The 16,139-nt window shown below is 36.4% G+C and carries 16 protein-coding genes; 5 read left to right on the top strand and 11 right to left on the bottom strand.

Annotated features, from left to right (window positions below; all coding sequences use genetic code 11):
• Position 1: 1 nt before the first annotated feature.
• From GJV77_RS00070 to GJV77_RS14850, 7 genes are all read right to left on the bottom strand, one after another.
• On the bottom strand, positions 2 to 3,028 hold the full coding sequence (locus GJV77_RS00070; protein ID WP_155034314.1) for a tetratricopeptide repeat protein: 3,027 nt from the start codon (positions 3,026 to 3,028) through the stop codon (positions 2 to 4).
• 103 nt (positions 3,029 to 3,131) lie between these two features.
• Positions 3,132 to 3,833 (bottom strand): LrgB family protein, encoded by a 702-nt coding sequence (locus GJV77_RS00065; protein WP_155034313.1) that lies wholly within the window; start codon positions 3,831 to 3,833, stop codon positions 3,132 to 3,134.
• The gene (locus GJV77_RS00060; RefSeq protein ID WP_155034312.1) at positions 3,830 to 4,174 is read right to left on the bottom strand and encodes a CidA/LrgA family protein; all 345 of its coding nucleotides are present in this window, start codon (positions 4,172 to 4,174) and stop codon (positions 3,830 to 3,832) included. Before GJV77_RS00060 ends, GJV77_RS00065 begins: the two co-directional genes overlap by 4 nt.
• Before the next feature lie 510 nt (positions 4,175 to 4,684).
• Positions 4,685 to 5,002, bottom strand: coding sequence for a hypothetical protein (locus tag GJV77_RS00055; RefSeq protein WP_155034311.1), 318 nt, complete (start codon positions 5,000 to 5,002; stop codon positions 4,685 to 4,687).
• 157 nt (positions 5,003 to 5,159) lie between these two features.
• Entirely contained in the window at positions 5,160 to 5,999 is an 840-nt protein-coding gene (locus GJV77_RS14860) for a TonB-dependent siderophore receptor (protein ID WP_240142786.1), read from the bottom strand.
• 27 nt (positions 6,000 to 6,026) lie between these two features.
• Positions 6,027 to 7,049, bottom strand: coding sequence for a TonB-dependent siderophore receptor (locus tag GJV77_RS14855; RefSeq protein WP_240142785.1), 1,023 nt, complete (start codon positions 7,047 to 7,049; stop codon positions 6,027 to 6,029).
• The gene (locus tag GJV77_RS14850; RefSeq protein ID WP_240142784.1) at positions 6,955 to 7,287 is read right to left on the bottom strand and encodes a hypothetical protein; all 333 of its coding nucleotides are present in this window, start codon (positions 7,285 to 7,287) and stop codon (positions 6,955 to 6,957) included. The genes GJV77_RS14855 and GJV77_RS14850 overlap by 95 nt, the downstream gene beginning before the upstream one ends.
• 158 nt (positions 7,288 to 7,445) lie before the next feature.
• Here GJV77_RS14850 and GJV77_RS00045 point away from each other — a divergent pair, with 158 nt between their 5' ends.
• Together GJV77_RS00045 and GJV77_RS00040 are read left to right on the top strand one after the other, a co-directional pair.
• Positions 7,446 to 8,393: a Dyp-type peroxidase gene (locus GJV77_RS00045; protein WP_155034310.1), complete on the top strand. Its 948-nt coding sequence runs from the start codon at positions 7,446 to 7,448 to the stop codon at positions 8,391 to 8,393.
• Positions 8,394 to 8,466: 73 nt separating this feature from the next.
• On the top strand, positions 8,467 to 8,991 hold the full coding sequence (locus tag GJV77_RS00040) for a class IV adenylate cyclase (protein WP_155034309.1): 525 nt from the start codon (positions 8,467 to 8,469) through the stop codon (positions 8,989 to 8,991).
• A 43-nt stretch (positions 8,992 to 9,034) separates the two neighbouring features.
• On the opposite strand, the gene GJV77_RS00035 is transcribed toward GJV77_RS00040, so the two are convergent.
• Positions 9,035 to 9,718, bottom strand: coding sequence for a cell division ATP-binding protein FtsE (locus tag GJV77_RS00035; RefSeq protein WP_155034308.1), 684 nt, complete (start codon positions 9,716 to 9,718; stop codon positions 9,035 to 9,037).
• Between the two features lie 238 nt (positions 9,719 to 9,956).
• Here GJV77_RS00035 and GJV77_RS00030 point away from each other — a divergent pair, with 238 nt between their 5' ends.
• Positions 9,957 to 10,682: an SDR family oxidoreductase gene (locus tag GJV77_RS00030; protein WP_155034307.1), complete on the top strand. Its 726-nt coding sequence runs from the start codon at positions 9,957 to 9,959 to the stop codon at positions 10,680 to 10,682.
• A 138-nt stretch (positions 10,683 to 10,820) separates the two neighbouring features.
• A complete protein-coding gene (locus tag GJV77_RS00025) occupies positions 10,821 to 12,056 on the top strand; it encodes an MFS transporter (protein WP_317162539.1) in 1,236 nt (411 codons plus the stop codon).
• 158 nt (positions 12,057 to 12,214) lie between these two features.
• Here the strand turns inward: GJV77_RS00025 and GJV77_RS00020 are convergent, their stop codons facing one another.
• The 3 genes from GJV77_RS00020 to GJV77_RS00010 are packed head-to-tail and all read right to left on the bottom strand — an operon-like array spanning position 12,215 to position 14,688.
• A complete protein-coding gene (locus tag GJV77_RS00020; RefSeq protein WP_155034305.1) occupies positions 12,215 to 13,522 on the bottom strand; it encodes an outer membrane beta-barrel protein in 1,308 nt (435 codons plus the stop codon).
• Complete coding sequence (locus GJV77_RS00015; protein WP_155034304.1) at positions 13,519 to 14,079, bottom strand: RNA polymerase sigma factor; 561 nt, start codon at positions 14,077 to 14,079, stop codon at positions 13,519 to 13,521. The genes GJV77_RS00020 and GJV77_RS00015 overlap by 4 nt, the downstream gene beginning before the upstream one ends.
• Before the next feature lie 48 nt (positions 14,080 to 14,127).
• Positions 14,128 to 14,688 (bottom strand): DUF4840 domain-containing protein, encoded by a 561-nt coding sequence (locus GJV77_RS00010; RefSeq protein WP_155034303.1) that lies wholly within the window; start codon positions 14,686 to 14,688, stop codon positions 14,128 to 14,130.
• Between the two features lie 308 nt (positions 14,689 to 14,996).
• On the opposite strand from GJV77_RS00010, the gene GJV77_RS00005 reads away from it, so the two are divergent.
• Positions 14,997 to 16,100 (top strand): enoyl-CoA hydratase/isomerase family protein, encoded by a 1,104-nt coding sequence (locus tag GJV77_RS00005; protein ID WP_155034302.1) that lies wholly within the window; start codon positions 14,997 to 14,999, stop codon positions 16,098 to 16,100.
• Positions 16,101 to 16,139: the final 39 nt, after the last annotated feature.

Raw genomic sequence — 16,139 nt, 5'->3', positions numbered from 1 at the left:
TCTAGTTAGCAATTGATGAATTATGCTTAGCTTCTTCTTCTTTTATCTGATTCAGTTTTTTCTGAGCTTGAGCTTTTACATCTACATAATCTCCAAAATTCTTCATCACACTTTCCAATATATAAGTTGCTTGATAACTGTCATTGAGTGCATAGAAGTTCTCTGCCATTAGGACCAAACCCTTAGCACCGTAATATTTATACGATGAATATTCTTTTGCTAATTTCTGAACTGCTTCATTGGACGATTCGTATTGTCCTTCTTTATTTTTGAAGTAAGCATCGTAGTATAAAGCTTCTGCTGCAACTTCACCTCTAGCACTTTTTAATACTTCTGCATATGCTTGTTTGGCCTTTACCTCATTTCCTGTTGAAAGTGATGTTCTAGCGATAATAACCTGTGCATCATTCTTGATTCGACTATCAACTCCTTGCTTTTCATTTACTTGCTCTGAATAAGTTAATGCTTGAGTATAATTCTTTTGCTCGTAATATAGCTTCATCAAATTAGACATTGCATATACTTTATTTTGCTCTTGTATTGCTTCTTTTTCTAATCGCTTCAATCGATCGATTGCCTTACCTTCATCATTTGCTTTCAGATACATTTCAATAGCACGTACTAAAGCAACTTCTGAGTATTCACTTTGTCCAGCTCTCAATACCGCCTCATAGTGTTGCAATGACTTGTTGTCTTGCCCTTGTCCTGCATACAATTGTGCTAGGTAATAATGAGATTGTAATGCCTTCTGCCCATTTGGGAAGCTCTTAAGGTATTGCTCATAGCCTCTAATTGCTTCTTCTTTATTGTTTTGAATATATTGTCTTTCTGCTGATTCGAACGTATCGCTATCCAACTCTTCTTGACTCACTTCTACGAAGTCTAACCCCTTCACCCAATTAGCATATTGATCCATCTGTCCATTGTCAACATAAATCAGACGAGCATTCTGCACAGCTTCTAAAGCCTCCGGCGTATTGGGTGCGTCTGATACTACCTCTTTAAACTTAGATAAAGCTACATCATTCTTTCCTATACTATAATAAATCAATCCCTGACGCAACACAGCTCGTGTGCGGTAATTTGAAGTTGGAAAAGAATTAATTAACGCTGTATAAGCACCTAATGCTTTATCTTTTTGATTGAGCAGGTCATAAGATACTCCAATTTCATATTGTGCTTTATCAGCCAAATTTGACAATGGATGATCGCTTACAAAAGCGAGTAAGTCTTCTACTTTTTTCTGGTTTCTATCGACAAATCCATATGAAATTGCCTTTTGAAACTTAGCATATTCTACATCAAGCGAACCACTGTTAATAACCAAATTATACGCATCCATCGCTGGCCAATATTTACCTATTGCAAAATTAGCATCACCAATGCGTAGATTAGCATCGTTTAGCTTGTTTTTATCTACACCTCCAAGCTTTGTAAAAGCAGTAAACGCTCCAATAGCTTGTTCGTATTTTTTCAACTTAAAGTAGGCATAACCAATGCTATAATCCACTTGTTTGTACTCATTTGTCAAGCCAGCGCCTTCACTTTTCTTAAAGTCGTCAAACCCTCGTATAGATTCATCATACCTACCCAATGCAAATAATGACTCTGCACGCCAATAGTTCGCCAAAGCTGTCATGCGTTGATTGTGATGTTCTCCTGCTGCTCGGTTAAACAACTTTAAAGCCTGGCTATATTGTTGGGTTGAATACAACTCAATACCTCTCAAAAACAACACTTTCTGATATACTTCTGCATTGTCATTTCCGCGACTATTCTCTAGAATTGTTAACGCGTCTTCATAGTTCTTTGAAGTTACGTATGAGTCTATCAGTAAGTTTTCTATCTCTTGTTTATGAGTAGATCTTGGATATTTTGTGATAAAGGCATTTAATACAGTAGGGGCACTCTCAAAAGCATTCCCTATTTCATAGCTCAATTTAGCATAATTCAAGAAAGCATCTTCTTGAATATCCCTGTTAAAACTCATCTCTGAAGCATTCTTAAACGCGTTCAGCGCTTGTACTTTCTTATCTGTACGCAAATAACTTTCGCCTAAATGGTAGTAAGCATTTTGCGCTACAGCATCTTTACCTGAGATAATTTTGTTAAATTGCTCTATTGCTTGTTCGTAGTCATTTTGCTTGTAATACGCATACCCCAATTGATAGTAATCAGTATTACTCCACTTGCCCTCTTTTCCTTCATAAGATAACAAATAAGGCAAAGCATTTTCAAACTGAGAAGTATTAAAGTAACTTTCACCTACTATTTTTTGCAGTTCAGAGCGCTGTGCTTCATCTTCTGTTTTATCTAGTTGTCCAAGGCCTTCAGCAATAGCTTTCTCAAAGTTACCAGACTTAAAATTCATATCAGCACGGTAATAGCCAATGCGCTCTTGGTATTTAGATTTGTCTCCTACTTTTTCAAATAATTTCTCTGCATCTTCTACATTATCCGAATCATATGCCATATACCCCAAATAATAAGAGGCTTGATCCCCCCACTCACTTCCTGGACGTACTTTGCGCAAGGTACGCTTTGCTTCTTTCATGTTTTTTACATAAAAAAAGCTATATCCTTTTTGAAAGTTATATTTATCTTCTGCTAAATCCCCTACATACTTAGGATCCTGTATTTTGGTTGCGTAGTGAAGTGCCTTTCTATAATCTCCTTTTGAAAAATAGTAGTCCGTCACATCTAGATAAGCTTGATGCTGTTTTGCACTAGTCGGATATTTATTTACAAAATCATCGATCTTTTGCTCAGCAGTACTTTGATCTAAGCGAATAGCACAATTGGCTATATAATAAGCACAATCTGCTTCCATTTCTTTATTCTGTGCAAACTGTGTATTTTTAACCTTTTGAAAAATTAATTGTGCCGCTAAGTATTGTTCTTCATTAAATAGACGCACCGCATGTTCAAACTCCTGATATTCATTATTATATACTGCTGACTGTTGAGCACTCATGGTCATGGTCCCCAAAGCCATAACTAAATAGGCTAATCTTATATTCTTGCGCATTTGAGTTTATTTTATTTATTGCCAAATATATTTAATATACTAATTAAAACATATTTTTTAGCAATATATTGCACAGGTAAAGCCTTTATTTTACTAACTTTTTCTAAGATATGTAGGGCATTAAAAAATTGAGAATGATAGGCGCAAGTATCGCTGTTAAAATTCCATTAAAAATCATTCCAACACTAGCAAAGGCTCCATATTTTTCACTGATTTCCATAGCTTTCATGGTTCCCATCGCATGTGATGACGTCCCCATCGCTATTCCTTGTGACATTGGATTGGTAATTCGCGACATATTTAGAAACTTAAAACCTATCATACTTCCGAATATTCCCGCTATCATCACCGCCGCTGCTGTTATTGAAGGAATCCCCCCTACCGTCTTTGAAATTTCCAAAGCAATCGGGGTACTAACGCTTTTAGGAGCTAATGACAAAATTATCTCTCGATCAGCACCTGTCCACTTGGCTAACAAGACTACTGAGATCACTCCAACTAGGCATCCGATAAACTGACTACATACAATCGGGAAAAGTTGTTTTTTGATTTTATCCCATTGCAGATACAGCGGTATCGCCAGTGCTACAATGGAAGGCTGTAAAAAGAAATCTATATAACGTCCTGCCTGAGCATAATTGTCATACGGTATTTCTAACACTAATAAATAACTGATTAGAATCGCTGTCGCAAATATTATTGGATTGAAAATAATCCATTTTTTCTTACTTGTCAAATAAATACCCATCGCATACAAAGCTAAGGTAAGAAATAACAAAAAGGTGGGGTTATTGAGAAAACTCATTTTTTCTTTCTTAAAATTTGATGACTAAGTCCAGTGACAAAAATAACTAAGATGGTGCTGACTAAGGTCGCTACAATTATCGGAACAATAGACGCACTAAGCAATCCAAAATAGTTGAGCATTGCTACACAAGGAGGCACAAAGAATATCCCCATGTTTTTCAATAAAAAATCAGTTATTCCACTTATAGATTCTACTTTTACCCATTCCACTTTGAGGAGTATCCACAAGAGTATTAAGCCAATAATGCTTGCTGGAAGTTTGACTGCTGTTAGGTAAACGACCAATTCCCCAAAAGCAAGACAGCCAATCACAATAGCTACCTGTTTAATCAAGTTCATAATTACAAATAATTTAGTGCAAAATTACAAAAGTAGACTAACCCTACAGTTGTTATTTCTTATTTTATCTATTTCTTTAACATTTCCAAATAAACCATTTGGAATGCACTCTTCTTTTTTAGCTTAACTAAAACATTATCACTTTGATAACCTTGCCTTAATATTTCCCTAATACACATATAGTACTTTTACATCAGAAAATTTGAAGATAAAAAGATTCATTATTCTGTTGGTTAGTTAGTTAAAACAGCACTCTGGGTACGGGCGCTGTTTTTTTTATACTCTACATATTCTTAGAGGGGGGCAAATTCCTTTTGTTTAGGGTCTTTTTGTTTCCAAGCTTGGGGTATAAGTGCAGTATTCTTCGCCTTTAGTCCCCCAGAAGGGCTTTCTTGGCAAGAAAACCTCAAGCATACTGTTCGTATTCTGCACGCATCATAGACAAAACTACAATCCTCGCAACACCTAACGATGACTATGCTTATGACATCTTCTTTAGAAGAAACTTTACTAACTAACAGTAAAAATCAAAAAGTAAGTAATCGCCAAACACTTAACCGATAGAAAAGAAAAAGAATCAAAGGTGATTCGTCGGTTAATAAAACTAAGTACCAATAGTATAGGTAAAGCATATAAAGCATAATACATAGGCGTAAACAGCTGTTCATAGACCCAAATAGCGACTGAGTGATCCATAACTCCCGTTACATAACTAGCACGGATAAGCCATAAGGTCAAGTTAATTGTACACAGGACAAAAAGTGTAATATCAATCAGTATTGCTCGCTTGGTTCGCTTTTTCAATAGTTCTTTTTCACTGTCCTGCATAGTCTTATCTATTTTTTCTTTAACACAGACTTCTTCGCTGAGATGCCTAAGGCAAATATAGGTTACTCTGCTTAATTAAAATCAATTTTTAAACACTTTGTCATTCCTTTAGGAAGACTTATCACTCCTGATTACTTCCTTCAATACACTATATCGACTAAAAGGAATAATTAAACGATACAAGAAAGGTTCGCAAAGCCTGTGGATTGACAGTAGCATTTCCTGTAAAATACTTTCTATTCAACATATTGTCAATCTTAAAGCGAACGTTGTATTGATCCAGTTGATAGCCTATTACCCCATTTAAAAAAGTATAACTAGGCAATTTCATCGCGCCTAAAGTCAAGCGATTTAATGATCGTTGGCTACTCGCACCAAAAACCCCCATTCCAATATTTAGATTCTTGAAAGTACCAGCCTGTATCTCATAATCTATCCATGCATTAAAAAGATTAGCTGGCCCTGCTTCCTCAGGCCTTAGTCCTAAATTGGCATCAGAAGGTTCAGACTTAGTTACTTGATTATAGTTGTGACTATAACCGCCTATTATGGTCAGCCCCGGTAGTGGCGTACCGTGTAGGGTAAGCTCTATTCCTTTGCTGTTTACTTTTCCTCCTTGTTTGAAATTTTGAGTATTGGTAATATCGGTCATCAACTTATTATACACATCTATTGTATATAGGCTCAGGGTAGCCTCTAGTCGGTTAGCAAAGAGCTTTGCTTTAGTTCCTATTTCAAATTGATTTGCTTGTTCTGGATCAAAAGGTTTAATGCGCCTATTTGTACCGTCAGGATCTGAAGTAATAGCCGGATCCAAGAATACAAATCCGTTAAGATAATTGGCAAAAACGACCCAGCGATCAGGCATTAATTGATATACTAATCCAAACTTAGGGGAATAAGTTGTTTGATAAACTTTCTCTGCTTCAAAGGTCGATGTACTTCCGACGAGATGATCCAGACGAATACTCATCATCATTGAAAGCCTTTCTGACAAGTCAGTCACATTAGACAGATACGCACTTTAGGTCTGCATTTTTGCCTGATTATCGACATATAATGCCTGCTCCAATTGACGATCAATCGCCGATAAACTCAGATTACCACTATCTGTCTGCTCTACCAAAGAAACTACTCCCATTGCCACATAATCCGTATTTCGACTAATAAATTCTTTAGACAAATAATCAACACCTATTAAAAGCTTATTCTTCCATGAGCCAATTTGATAGTTTCCCGTAAGATTATTCTGCACAGACAATACCTTTGACTTAGAATCTATACGAGTAATAAATCGCTGAAAATGATCGCTATCTCCCCTATCATCTAAGACTTGATAATAACCATTTGCTAGCGTTTGATTTTTACTAACTACAGTTGTATTAACCCAGCCCTCAGCGAGGTCATAAGCAAACTTCAACTGACCAGTTAGTGTTGGATTCTTGATGGCAATATCATTTGTAGTATATGAATTCTTATAATTTGACTCAAACAAATCAAGCGTATTAAAACCAACTGGAACTGCTGTAGATACAAACATCATTGGCACATGAACTGCCTGTGACAGCGCATATTGAAAATCAAAAGATAGCGTCGCGCGCTTGTTGATCTTGTATTCCATTGATGGAGCCACAAAAAAAGACTCTTTAAAACCTGCATCTTTAAAACTATTCTCCTTTTGGTAGGATACATTTAATCGAGTCAGGAAAGACTCACTAACAGGCGTATTTAAATCAAGGGCGAAACGATTGTATTGATTACTACCCACAGTATAGGTCATAGAAGAAGCAAACGTATCATGTGGTTTTTTGGTAATCACATTGATCAGTCCTCCATACCCCACTACACTCCCTCCATACAACGTTCCATTTGGCCCTTTAATCACTTCCACTTGTTCAACATTGGCCATTTCTAGTGCGCCATTATTCAAACTAGGTAACCCATTGAGTAAATTAGGTTGAAGGGCAAAGCCTCTTAGAGTATAATATTCTCCCCCCCATAACTCCAACTCCTGTAGATTCCCATGCTCTGGCAATACCCGTAGCATTTTTTAAGGCATCTTTTAAGTTAGTCGTAACTTGTTTTTCTAAAGTACTAGACTGAATCAGATCATACGACTGAGGAGTCTCCAAACTTGTTAAAGGCATTTTAGAAGAAAAACTCCTCTCTGGAAGTTTGGCTTGAATAATCACTTCCTCTATCGAATGTATGGCTAAAGAATCTTGAGCCTGTGCCAAATATAAAGGAATACAACTTAAAGCTAAGTGTACTAGATAATACTTCATGTTAGTATAGTGTTCGCGTTAGTAAATTGCGACAAAGTTAATCTAAAAATACAGCGAATGCCAATATATACTATATCAAAGAAAACTCAATAATTAAAAACAAGGAAACACCCGTTATTTTTCAATATATTATTATCTTTATTGCAAAGGATATTTTTATGAATAAACAAGAATTTAACGCACAGAATGTAACTGATGCACCTAATGTGAATACAATCTTTACAACTTGGAAATTTAAAGAAAATATAGAAGTAAGCGAGGCTTTTGAACGCGTATGTGGACTTATTGAAAATTTCAACAACTCTTTTCAAACTCGACTACCAGAGACACAGACAAGTTGTGTCATGGGAATAGGCTATGATGCATGGCTACGCTTAGGTATGCCCCAGCCCATGCCGAAAGAATTAACGCCTTTTAAATCAATACAAGGAGATAAACACAAAGCAGTATCAACACCAGGAGATTTACACTTCCACTTAAGAGGAAAAAGTATGTCTGCATGCTTTGATATGGCAATGGCACTATCAGAAGTATTAATCCCTGTGAGTGAGTGCTTAGATGAAGTGCATGGATTCAGATATTGGGATGGTCGTTCAATCATTGGTTTTGTCGATGGAACAGAAAATCCTCAGGGTCAAGATCGCGAATTCTACGGAATTGTAGGAGAGGAAGATGCAACATATAAGGGAGGTAGTTACCTATTCGTACAAAAATACATTCACGATATGACAGACTGGAACAAACTGCCTATAGAAGAACAAGAAAAAGTAATCGGTCGATATAAAATGTCTGATATAGAGATGACTGATAAGGTAAAGCCAAACAACTCTCATTCTGCCCTGACGAATGTCAAAGACGAAAATGGCGAAGCATTGAAAATTGTTCGAGACAATATGCCATTTGGAAATCCATCAAAGGGAGAAGTAGGGACCTACTTTATCTCTTATGCTAGTACTTTTAGCACTACAAATAAGATGCTAAAAAATATGTTTATCGGTAATCCAGTGGGTAATTATGACCGTATCTTGGATTATTCAAAAGCTGTAACTGGAGCGTTGTTTTTTGTACCTACCCTAGATATGCTAGGAGATTATTCGGCAGAATAAATTCTGTTTTTCTATTGGGACAAACTATCAGTTTTAATAGTTTTGTCCATTAACCTAATAAACAACTCCCCCATTGGAATTAAAGAATATAGAGTTTAAAGCTAGCGTGGATTCTATTCTTCCTTTAGAAGACAAACTCAAGCGAGCACAAGTCACTTTAGAAGGTATTTACACACAAGTCGATACCTACTATAATGTGCCTATTGGACGAGTAAAATTAAGAGAATATGGTGATTATAGTTCGCTTATTTATTACCATCGCGAAAATCAGGCAGGAGCAAAACAATCTGATGTAATTTACTACAAACATGAGCCCAATACAGCCTTAGTAGCTATACTAGAAATGCAGTTTGGCATTAAAGTAAAAGTAGCTAAAACGCGAAAGGTTTATAAGCCAGAGGAAAATATAAGTATTCACTTAGACGAAGTAGATGGACTAGGAAGCTTTATAGAAGTAGAAGCATGCAATGCCGGAAACGACAAAACGCCTGAAGAATTGCAAGCTCAATGTGACTACTACTTCCAGTACTTTCACCTTAGAACAGATCAGCTAATTGATCAATCATATAGCGATTTGAAGTTAGCAAAGGCAAAATAAACAAAGAGGCTATTTCCTTTACCAGAAATAGCCTCTTTGTAATTTATGTTGTTTTGTACACCACTTCAAATAGCGTACCGTCCTCGCATTTTAATGTTTTATAAGGATACTTCAGCAACAGAGCATAGTCGTGCGTCACCATGATGATCGTCTTACCGTTTGCATTGATTTCTTTAAGTAACTCCATTACCTCTACACTCGTCTGAGGGTCCAAATTACCCGTAGGCTCATCCGCTAAGATTAAATCAGGATCATTTAACAACGCTCTAGCAATAGCAATACGCTGTTGTTCCCCTCCTGAAAGTTGATGAGGCATCTTTTCAATATGACTACTCATACCTACCTTTTCAAGTACTTCCTCTATTTTTCTATTAATTTCTTCTTTCTCATTCCAACCAGTAGCTTTAAGAGCAAAGTGTAAATTGCCGAATACAGTACGATCAGGAAGTAATTTAAAGTCTTGAAAAACAATTCCTAAAGAACGACGCAAATAAGGAATATCCTTCTCGCGCAACTCTCTTAGATTATAGTCAACAATCGTCCCATGTCCTTCAGTCAAAGGAAGGTCAGCATAAAGCGTCTTCATAAAGCTACTTTTACCTGCTCCAGTCTTTCCAATTATATAAAGAAAGTCACCTTTATTTACTTTCAAATTGATGTTTGAAAGCACTTTGTGTTTATTTTGAAAAATATCTACACCATTAAGGGATAATACCGTATTAGCCATAGTCAACTGATTATTTTGCGTAAAAATAGTAAGTTAAATTTTTATTACCACATTATAAAGTAGAAAAGTAAAAGATATTTAACTTCTCATTTTTATTAAGCAACCCTTCCCTTATACACCATATATTAAATATACTTAATAAAATCATAAAAATACAATTTATAGTGAAAATTACTCAAGAAAACACATTACAAAAGCAGATTTCTACGTACTTTGCAATGTAAAAATAAAGAAAGAAATGGAAAAAAAATTAGTAGTAATCACAGGCGCTAGTTCAGGATTTGGAATGGAACTAGCAAAAGAATTCTCAAATAGTGGTCATCCTTTGTTATTATTAGCGAGAAGACTTGATAAAATGGAAGCCTTAAATCTTCCAAACACTATTTGCAAAAGTGTAGATGTAAGCGACAAAGGAGCTTTTGAACAAGCTATTCGCGAAGCAGAACAAGTATATGGAAAGACTGATTTGTTAATTAACAATGCTGGAGTTATGCTACTGGGTGATTTGGCTACACAAAACCCGAAAGAGTGGAAACAGATGATGGATATCAATGTACTTGGAGTAATGAATGGAATGCAAGCTGTAATGGGTGATATGAAAGAAAGACAAGGAGGTACAATTATCAATATTTCTTCTATTGCTGGGGTACTACCCTTCCCTAATCACGCTGCATACTGTGCCAGTAAATATGCCGTAAGAGGAGTGACACAAACAGCGCGTTTGGAGCTAAGTCCGTTTAATGTACGTGTAATCGCAGTAGAGCCAGGAGCAGTAGCAACTGAACTACTTGGACATACGACAAGTGACCAAATCAAAGACGGATACAAGCAATGGATGCAGTCATCTGGTGCAAACCGCATTCAAGCAATTGACGTAGCTCGTACGATTAAGTTTGCTTATGACTTACCTCAAAGTGTGTTATTGAGAGAATTAATTATCTCAGATACCAAACAAGACGCCTAAATAACCAACATAGTAAAAAGTCCACTTGCCTAATTTAATTAGATAAGTGGGCTTTTTTGTTACCATACAAAAGCCATTAGTATAGAAATATTCTAAATAGCTAACATAAAGCCTTATCTTTGTTTACAAACAAACCCAATTCAAATGACAATAGAAAACAAAGCAGGGTTTTCTAACTATGACAAGTTCGTAGTTTTCATACTCGCTATTACACAATTCACTATTATACTTGACTTCATGGTCATGGCTCCACTAGGAGACTTACTATTAAAAGACTTACACATCAATCCCACAGACTTCGGTATAGTCGTTTCAGCATATGCCTTTAGTGCTGGCATATCAGGACTACTCACTGCTGGATTTGCAGATAAGTTTGACCGCAAACGGCTGTTATTAGTTTTTTATAGTGGTTTTATTATCGGGACATTCCTTTGCGGACTAGCCAACTCCTACTCTACATTAGTTATGGCACGTATTATAACAGGGTTGTTTGGTGGAGTGATAGGTTCTATTTCAATGGCTATTATAACCGATTTATTCACCCTACAACAGAGAGGTCGTGTCATGGGCTTTGTCCAGATGGGCTTTGGAGCTAGTCAAGTACTTGGTATTCCGATAGGGCTATACATCGCCAACAAATATACGTGGGAGACACCCTTTCTGATGATTGTTGGTTTATCGATTTGCATCGCTTTTGCTATTGCCTTTAAGTTAAAACCTGTCAATGAACATTTGAAAATACCAAACGATAAAAAGCCACTTCTTCATCTTTGGCATACCATACAAAACAAAGACTATCGCATAGGCTTTTTAGCTACAGTATTTCTGTCTATTGGAGGCTTTATGATGATGCCTTTTGGTACAATCTTCGCCGTAAATAACTTAGGTGTACTTCCGGAAGAACTCCCTTTCTTGTTTATGGCCTCTGGAACCTGTTCCCTGCTTATCATGCCTTTTATTGGTAAGCTGAGCGATCAGATGGACAAGTATAAACTATTTGTTATAGCAACACTCTGGATGTTATTGATTTGTATTATCTATACCAATCTATTTGCTGTACCCTTATGGTTAGTCATGTTGCTAAACATCTTATTAATGATAGGTATAATGAGTCGTATGGTTCCTTCGCAAGCGTTAACAAGTGCTGTTCCACAGCCTAAGGACAGAGGTGCATTTATGAGTATCAATGCCTCATTACAACAGATTGCGGGAGGGATAGCATCTGCCGTTGCCGGTTTTATTGTCTTCCAAGATACAGAAAACTCTCCCTTAATGAATTACGATATCGTAGGATATGTCGTAACAGCTATTGGAATATTAGGCATTCTACTTATGGCAAGAGTAAACCGCTTAGTAACGAGAAACAGAAGATAAAAGTGAAGCCAGACAATAAACTTCGCAACTATCCAAGTAGTCTAAAGCATAGAAGCCAGACAATAAACTTCGCAACTATCCAAGTAGTCTAAAGCATAGAAGCCAGACAATAAAATCGTCTGGCTCCTAAAGGTTATTAATAATAGTTAAAGTATGTTCTATTTTGATAAATTAAAGCGTAAACCTGCTTTAAGGTTAAAATTAAAAGGCTTCTCTTTATAAAAAACCCCAATTTCACTGTTGTCTTTGACATGATATTGAACCCCTGGTTCTACATAGATCCCTATCAAATCAGACACGCGATATTCCATTCCTACTCCTGCATTAAGCGACAACTGTACTTCCTTAATATTTGTACGACTATCCACTTGCTTACTAAGCTGATCATTTACAATATAATCTGTCTTCGTGTTGCCAGATATAGTCTTTTCAAATAGCGTGCCAGCTGTTACATATGTATTAACTTTTGATAAATTAAACATACGATAATTCACTTGTAAAGGAACTCCTAAGAAGTGTAACGTCTGTTTACTAACCATTCGATTATACTTTTGTCCTGATTCTAGCTCAGATGACATGATCGTATAAGTTAATCCCGTTGATACACTCCATCGATCACTTAATCCATACCCAATAGACACTCCTGCTGTGATCGGTGCTTTATGCGTAACATTCGTTACTACATCTTCTATTCGATTTGCTTTGAATATATCAGAAAAAGCATTAGTACCTCCATTGATACTTTGTACTATTTCTGAATCTATACCCAGAGTCGTTCCGTTCATCGTTGCATAACCCGGAATAGTCTGTTGTGATTTTGCAAAAATACCATTCGTATGTACCGCAGCATCCCAACCTTTTCTTTTACTCTTTAGTTTGTTATTAGACGTAGCGATTAACTCTTCTTGTTCCCAAAAAGCCTTTTCTTTCTCTATTAACTCTTCTAGACTAATAGGCTCCGTATTTGTATCTCCAGCAAAAGTAACTGCTACTTCAGTAAAAGCGACTGCTCTCTCACCAGCTATTTGATGTCTTTCCGTATGTTCATTTAAGTAGTTATGATTAAACAGTGTGGACTGCTTTTCTCTTTCTACTTTAGCGATCAATGCTTGCTTTGGTGCTATTGTACGTTGTTCGACAACCTCAGCATCTTGACGTTCTATCGCTGTAGCGACTGCATTAACTTTTGAGCTAACCTTTTCCTTTATCGGTTTTGTAATATGCTCATTAACCGAGGGTTTGACAAACAACATCAGAGCAACTGTTGCTGCGCCAATCAATAGACCTCCTCTATAAAGGACAACAGGTTGTTTGAACCAAGGTTTTTGTGGAATCAAAGGTAGGATTACTGCCTTCTTTTTATCCTCAAATATTATCTTCTCTACATTATCCCAAACGTCAACAGGTGCCTGATGACTAAAACCTTTCATTTTTTTCCGCAGCTCTTCATTCCATTCTTTACTCATAACGCTACTTTTAGTTTTTTAAACTCTTTTATTCTTTGGGATAATATTCCTTTCGCCCTGTGAAACTGTGAAGCTGATGAATTCTCCGCAATTCCAAGTAATTGTCCAATCTCTTTATGGCTTTTTTGTTCAAAGACATAAAGGTTAAATACTGCTCTATACCCATCGGGCAGACTGCGTATCATCTCAAAAATATCTTCTTGAGACACCCCTTCAAAGTCTGATGTTTCTTCCTCTACTACATCTTCTATCAGCTCTTCATCGACAGTGAAGTTATATTTTTCTTTTCTTAGAAACTTCAATGACTCATTAACCACTATTCGTGTTGCCCACGCTTGTAAGGCTCCCTTTCCCTTGTATTCAAATTTCTCTATCGCATGATACATTTTTACTAGACTGTCTTGCAATATATCTTGTACATCTTCTTGCTTAATAATATATCGCATACAGACATAGGTCAAGCTACTCGAATAGAAGTCATAAAACTCCTTCCAAGCTTTTGGCTCTCTTTTTTGTAAGCGAGAAACTAAGGATTCCTCCTGACCTTCTAATAACATCTATCTAACAAACAACTCTTTAAAAGGAAAAAAAGAACTATACTCCTACTATTTCTTTAGAACAGTTTCTATTGAAAAAACTACAGGGGTCTTGAGAATGTTTATTTTATTATCTACAACAATTTTCTTTAATCTTAAGTCAAACTTAATCTTCTTCTCTGAACCAATATATAGTCCTTTTCCTTTTGATTCTAACAACAAATTTATTTCTTTTTCGCCACCTGTTTCTTTGTTCTTACTAATCTTTATAGTCGTCGGTTCTAAAAACAACTCTACTCCCATCTTGTGCTCCGTCAACACTCTATCATACTTAATGCTGAAGCCAATGGTTTCAGCTATTCCTTCTAATTCATTTGCATGCACTAACAGAGAAGACAGCGGAAAGTTTTTAAACACTAAACTATCTTTATCTACAGTAAGGAATACGTTGTATTGATTGTGAAAAGTACTAAGTAAACTAACATACTCACCATTAACGCTATCCAAGCTAACTCGGTCTAGCATCGTGAGATCGTTCGCTTCAGATGTACCGCAACCCAATGCACTGAGTAATAATACACTGCTTAGAACTTTTGTTAGTTTACTTAATATAACTTTTCTTAACACCATAGTTTACGAAATTAATACTACAAACTATATTCTTTTACTATACACTATATAAACCCCATATTTACCAAATCTTGCATCGCACTGAGAAGTTTTTTCAAACAAATACACTATATTAATTGCAAAATACTGAAAATAAACAAATTACACTAGTGAAAAATCGTAAAATAATTGAATGAAATCAGAAATTAAGTACAATTTAGAAGAATATAGAGAGCGGAATGAATAATTTTAGACCTATATAAAGCGAACTAAACCTCGCTACTCTGAACAAAAATGTTTAACTTTTGGCTTCGATAAAAACAATAAATATGAGCCTAATCACAAGTGAAATCATTAACAACCTAGGAATTATTACACTCAATGCAGAGCGTTCACTTAATGCACTGTCTCAACCCATGGTAGATCAAATACAAGTATTACTTGATCAATGGAGAAGTAACGATACCATACATTGTGTCTTTTTACAAGGCAGTGGTGAGAAAGCCTTCTGTGCAGGAGGAGACATTCGAGAGATGAGACAAGGAATTGAAGAACAAGCAGCCATAGACCCCACTCAAATACCACAGAAATGCAAGACTTTCTTTATCGCTGAATACACCTTGGACTACACCATACATACCTATTCGAAGCCCATTGTTGTATGGGGAGATGGCATTGTTATGGGCGGTGGACTCGGACTATTAGCTGGTGCATCACACCGCATCGTGACAGAACGTAGCTTGTTAGCTATGCCAGAAATTAGCATAGGATTATATCCCGATGTAGGAGCTTCTTTTTTCCTTAATCAAATGCCATCTGCCTATGGTTTATTCCTAGGAATGACTGGAGCACGTATTAATGGAGCAGATGCTCACTACTTAGGACTTGCGGACTATGTATTGCCTTCTTTTGTTAAGCAGCAATTAATTGAAAAGCTTACTCAATTAGATCCTAAACTAGATATAAATAAACAACTAAAAGAAAGCTTAACTGCCTTTGAGCTAAAGGATAAAACTACTTCTCAAGCAGAAGCGAATCGCCTAGCGATAGAATCCTTTGAACAGGTATCAGATGTACTTACCTTTCAAGAAACCATCGAAAAACTAGCAAAAAATAACGCTTGGATAGATGCTGGTTATCAAATCTTTAAAAGCGGATCCCCCAGTTCGGCAGCTGTTATCTTTAGACAACTTCAACTCAATAAGGGAAAGTCACTTGCTTTTGCCTTTCAAACGGAGCTAAACCTCTCTTGTCAATGTGCCATGCACCCAGACTTTCCAGAAGGAGTTCGCGCCTTATTAATCGATAAAGATAAAAACCCACAATGGACTCCTGCTTTACTCGAAGAGATTTCACAAGAATGGATAGATGGGTATTTCTATCCACTTTGGACTGCAGATCAACACCCATTCAAAGATTGGGACAAGATTTAAGGTACTTAGATTCAACAAATAAATGCAACAGCATTTAAA

Origin of the sequence: Myroides pelagicus (assembly GCF_009711055.1) — a bacterium.
Classification (GTDB): domain Bacteria; phylum Bacteroidota; class Bacteroidia; order Flavobacteriales; family Flavobacteriaceae; genus Flavobacterium; species Flavobacterium pelagicum.
This window is presented reverse-complemented; position numbering and strand designations above follow the sequence as displayed.

What these genes read in the sequence shown, in the direction of transcription:
- GJV77_RS00030 (WP_155034307.1), top strand. Translation starts at nt 9,957, where the DNA reads ATGGAAAAAAAATTAGTAGTAATCACAGGCGCTAGTTCAGGATTTGGA.
- GJV77_RS00015 (WP_155034304.1), bottom strand. Translation starts at nt 14,079, where the DNA reads ATGTTATTAGAAGGTCAGGAGGAATCCTTAGTTTCTCGCTTACAAAAA.
- GJV77_RS00035 (WP_155034308.1), bottom strand. Translation starts at nt 9,718, where the DNA reads ATGGCTAATACGGTATTATCCCTTAATGGTGTAGATATTTTTCAAAAT.
- GJV77_RS00045 (WP_155034310.1), top strand. Translation starts at nt 7,446, where the DNA reads ATGAATAAACAAGAATTTAACGCACAGAATGTAACTGATGCACCTAAT.
- GJV77_RS00010 (WP_155034303.1), bottom strand. Translation starts at nt 14,688, where the DNA reads ATGGTGTTAAGAAAAGTTATATTAAGTAAACTAACAAAAGTTCTAAGC.
- GJV77_RS00005 (WP_155034302.1), top strand. Translation starts at nt 14,997, where the DNA reads ATGAGCCTAATCACAAGTGAAATCATTAACAACCTAGGAATTATTACA.
- GJV77_RS14850 (WP_240142784.1), bottom strand. Translation starts at nt 7,287, where the DNA reads ATGAAGTATTATCTAGTACACTTAGCTTTAAGTTGTATTCCTTTATAT.
- GJV77_RS00055 (WP_155034311.1), bottom strand. Translation starts at nt 5,002, where the DNA reads ATGCAGGACAGTGAAAAAGAACTATTGAAAAAGCGAACCAAGCGAGCA.
- GJV77_RS14855 (WP_240142785.1), bottom strand. Translation starts at nt 7,049, where the DNA reads ATGCTACGGGTATTGCCAGAGCATGGGAATCTACAGGAGTTGGAGTTA.
- GJV77_RS00065 (WP_155034313.1), bottom strand. Translation starts at nt 3,833, where the DNA reads ATGAGTTTTCTCAATAACCCCACCTTTTTGTTATTTCTTACCTTAGCT.
- GJV77_RS00060 (WP_155034312.1), bottom strand. Translation starts at nt 4,174, where the DNA reads ATGAACTTGATTAAACAGGTAGCTATTGTGATTGGCTGTCTTGCTTTT.
- GJV77_RS00020 (WP_155034305.1), bottom strand. Translation starts at nt 13,522, where the DNA reads ATGAGTAAAGAATGGAATGAAGAGCTGCGGAAAAAAATGAAAGGTTTT.
- GJV77_RS00070 (WP_155034314.1), bottom strand. Translation starts at nt 3,028, where the DNA reads ATGCGCAAGAATATAAGATTAGCCTATTTAGTTATGGCTTTGGGGACC.